This is a genomic window from Pelagimonas sp. (assembly GCF_058892305.1).
In genome coordinates this window covers 1-3601 of the sequence record NZ_JBZXVN010000053.1, presented here as the reverse complement: position 1 = coordinate 3601, position 3601 = coordinate 1, and the positions used below count along the sequence as shown (strand labels likewise).

Below are 3601 nucleotides of genomic sequence, written 5' to 3'. Positions count from 1 at the left end.
CGGCCCAGACCTGCCGTTAATGACCTATACGATTGCTGCGGCGCAGCTTCACCAGAGCGGACCTTGTCGGCGGATCGCGAAGTGCTCGAAATGCGAATGTTCTGATTGAAGGTACACCGCTCAAAAGTTCGAACGGTGTACCTGATTTCTATCAAAGCCGTTCAGCCACCATGTTTTTCGATCAACGCTTTGGCTTGGTCAATCAGGGCATTACCATCGACACCTTTGCCCGCCATCTCTGCGATCCAGCGGGCGATGACCGGTTGCGAAGCGGCCTTGAAGCGCGCGACCTCCTCGGTCGAGAGCTGCACGATGGTGTTCCCGGCCTTTTCGGCAATGTCCCGGCCCGGTTTGTCGTAGTCAGACATCACCTGCGCGGCGAACTCTGACAGTTTTTGGCCTGACTCAGCGTCAATCGCGGAACGGATGTCATCGGGCAGGCTGTCATATTTGGCCTTGTTCATCACCATGATGATCGTTGCGGTATATAGCGCTTCATCGCCGGTGAACTCGGTGTGATGGGTAACCATATCGCTGAGCTTGATCGCCGGCGTCACTTCCCACGGAATCACCGTGCCTGACACAACACCCTTGGACAGAGCCTCGGGGATCGCGGGCAGTGGCATGCCCACCGGCGTCGCGCCAAGCTCTTTGAGCATATCGGTAATCACGCGGGTCGGGCCGCGCAGTTTCAGGCCGGACATGTCCTCCAGCTTGCTCACGCCTTCTGCCGTATGGATCACGCCCGGCCCGTGGACCCATGCGCCAAGCACCTTGACGTCCTTATACTCGCCATCCTGCAGATCGGTTTCGACAAGCTCCTGAAATGCCTTCGAAGTGGCGACCGGGTCGGTCATCATGAAGGGCAGTTCGAACACCTCGGTTTTGGGGAACCGTCCGGGCGTATAGCCCACCACCGTCATCACGATATCCGCAACCCCGTCGATGGCCTGATCCATCAGAAGCGGCGGCGTGCCGCCAAGCGCCATGGCGTCATAATGCTCGATCTTGAGCTTGCCACCCGCGGCCTCTTCGACCCGGGTGGCCCAAGGCTTGAGAATGTGTTTTGGCACGGTCGCAGGTGGTGGCAGGAACTGGTGCAGGCGGAGCGTCACGTCCTGAGCATCTGCCATGGGCGCGCTGACGCCAAGGGCAAGAGCTGCCGCTGCTGCGGTTTGGATTAGGCTGCGTCGTTTCATGTGGCTTCTCCCTGTTCGCAGTTTTTCAAGTCTTGTCAGTTCAATGTCACCGGCAGGCTGAGCGGCCCGCGAAAGCCAAAGCCCCAGAACTTCACCGCATCCGGATCGGGCAGTGTCATGTTGGGGAAACGGTCAAACAGCATGGGCAGAACGATCTGTCCCAACATGCGCCGAGCGACATGGGTGCCTTGGCAGAAATGCGGTCCGTTTCCAAAGGCCTGATGCGGAGCCTTGGGTCGGAAGATATTGAAGCTTTCGGGATCGTCATAGAGGTCTTCGTCGCGACAAGCCGATGCCTGAACGGTCATAACCACCTCGTCCTTGGCAATGGCGTGGCCTCGGATTTCGGTATCCTCATTGACCAGTCGCGAACTCGCCTGGATCGGGGCAACCCAGCGAACTCCCTCCTCGAACGCCGCTAGCCACATCTCGTCCTTGACGCAAGCCTCAAGCTGATCGGGATTGGTGAAAAGCCCGTAAAGAATGGTCAGAAGCGCGTCACGCGGTTCGTTGATACCGCCGCCGATGGCGATTTTAACATTGGCGTGGATTTGGGATTTCGGGATAGGATCTTTGGCATTGACCATGGCCGACATTGCGCTTTGATCCGGTTCGGCGCGGGCGCGTTCGGAGCATTTTTCAAACAGTGCGTCCATCTCGACGTTGGCTTTGTCCGAAGCTTCGAACAGTTCTGGCACACCGCCAAAATTACCCGCCCCATCGATCAGTGTCTGCGACCAGCGGATCATGTCCTCGTCGCTGGCCTCGGTGATGCCCAGAAGATGGGTGAGACAGCGCGCGGCATAGGGCGCCGCAAGGTCGCTAAACAGATCCACGGTCTCCCCCCGGGGTAGCCGGCCGATATACTCCTCGGCCACCTTAGTATAGATCGGCTGCCAGCAGCCCATGATGACCTTGGGATTGAAGGCGGGTGCCATCGCGTTTCGCTCGCGCTTGTGCACTTCGCCATCCTTGCGCATCAGCGTCTGCGCCTGAAATGCCCGTTTCATCGGGGTCAGCGGGTCATCGGACGAGAACAGCTCCCAGTTTTCCTTTACATGCTTGGTGTCGGCGGCCTTGGTCAGCATGATCCGCTTGATCGACGGGATGCGCACCACCGGGGCCTCGGTCCGCAGGCGGCGATAGATCGCGTACGGGTCAGATTGCAGCTGAGAAATTTGAATTGTCTCGTCAACGGGAACATCAGCCAGGGCAGCGATTGTCATGTGGTCTCCTCCAAAACCAGTCAGTCAAACGATGGTAGTGTGTGGATTGACATTGGTCCATCTGATGGATTTGATTTACTGAATCAAATAATTTGATGAGGTGTCTTTTGGTCGATCCCTTCACACTTGATTTTGCCGCACTGCGCTGTCTTCGCACGGTGCATGATCTCAGGTCTTTCACGCTCGCCGCCGAAAGCCTGGGCATCGGTCAATCCAGCGTGAGCTATACGATAGGGCGCTTGCGCGAAGTATTTGGTGATCCTTTGTTCGTGCGGCAAGGCGGCGGGATCGTTGCCACCGAACGCTGCGTCGAAATCGTCTACAAGGCCAGCCGCATGGTGGATGACTTCGAGGCGCTGGCTGCGCCGCGTCGTTTCGATCCTAGATCAGCCGAACTTACGGTTGGTATTTCGTGCAATTTCTATGAACGAGTGACGATCCTGCCGGAACTGACTCGCATGCTGCGGCGCGAGGCCCCGGGCATCCGGTTGAACGTCATTCCAAGCCAGGTACGGGGGCGAGAGCAACTGAAACGTGGCGAAAGCGATATGCTGATCGGCCCAATTCGGATCGAGGAGGCAGGGTATTACCGGCGATCCCTGTTCACGGATGACTATGTTTGCATCATGGACCCGACCAACCGGCTGTCTAAAGTGCTGCTGGGCCTTGAAGACTACGTGGCTGCGCCTCAGATCGTCGTCAATTACGGTGGGACCTTCCGATCGCAGTTCCTGGTCGAGTTGGAACACCTCGGGCTCTCTCCCAACACGGCTATGGAAGTGCCCAGCCCCGCGAACCTGCCCGACATTCTGACCGAAACCGACTTGATCGCCACGGTGCCACGCCGCACGGCGAGGGTGTTCGGAGACTCGGTTACCGTGGTCGAATGCCCCGTGTCGGCCAAGATTTCCATCGATCTTCAATGGACGTCGCGCACGCATGTTTCTACGGCACATGTATGGCTACGCAGTCAGATCGCCGGAGCAGTTGGCCGTATCCTAAAATAGGAAGGTTACTTCTAGGACGGCTACAGGAACTGATCGCATTGTAACACGAGGCTCGGAACCGGCGTACGGTGGCTCAGCATTGGCACCACATCGGCTGACAAACGAATGTCGGCTTCTCGATTGGTGATCTATCCAACAGTAAATCGCAGCGAACTTCCGCTTTCCGCCC

At 57.8% G+C, this 3601-nt stretch carries 3 protein-coding genes; 1 reads left to right on the top strand and 2 read right to left on the bottom strand.

What is annotated here, in order from left to right:
• Positions 1-161: 161 nt before the first annotated feature.
• Together AC5EFR_RS20330 and AC5EFR_RS20325 are read right to left on the bottom strand one after the other, a co-directional pair.
• Complete coding sequence (locus AC5EFR_RS20330) at positions 162-1199, bottom strand: TRAP transporter substrate-binding protein (protein ID WP_493577560.1); 1038 nt, start codon at positions 1197-1199, stop codon at positions 162-164.
• 35 nt (positions 1200-1234) lie between these two features.
• Positions 1235-2425: a cytochrome P450 gene (locus tag AC5EFR_RS20325; RefSeq protein WP_493577559.1), complete on the bottom strand. Its 1191-nt coding sequence runs from the start codon at positions 2423-2425 to the stop codon at positions 1235-1237.
• Between the two features lie 107 nt (positions 2426-2532).
• On the opposite strand from AC5EFR_RS20325, the gene AC5EFR_RS20320 reads away from it, so the two are divergent.
• Positions 2533-3432 (top strand): LysR family transcriptional regulator, encoded by a 900-nt coding sequence (locus tag AC5EFR_RS20320; RefSeq protein ID WP_493577558.1) that lies wholly within the window; start codon positions 2533-2535, stop codon positions 3430-3432.
• The last annotated feature ends 169 nt before the right edge of the window (positions 3433-3601 follow it).

Coding starts and splice junctions, on each gene's coding strand:
- AC5EFR_RS20325 (WP_493577559.1), bottom strand. CDS start 2,425: ATGACAATCGCTGCCCTGGCTGATGTTCCCGTTGACGAGACAATTCAA.
- AC5EFR_RS20330 (WP_493577560.1), bottom strand. CDS start 1,199: ATGAAACGACGCAGCCTAATCCAAACCGCAGCAGCGGCAGCTCTTGCC.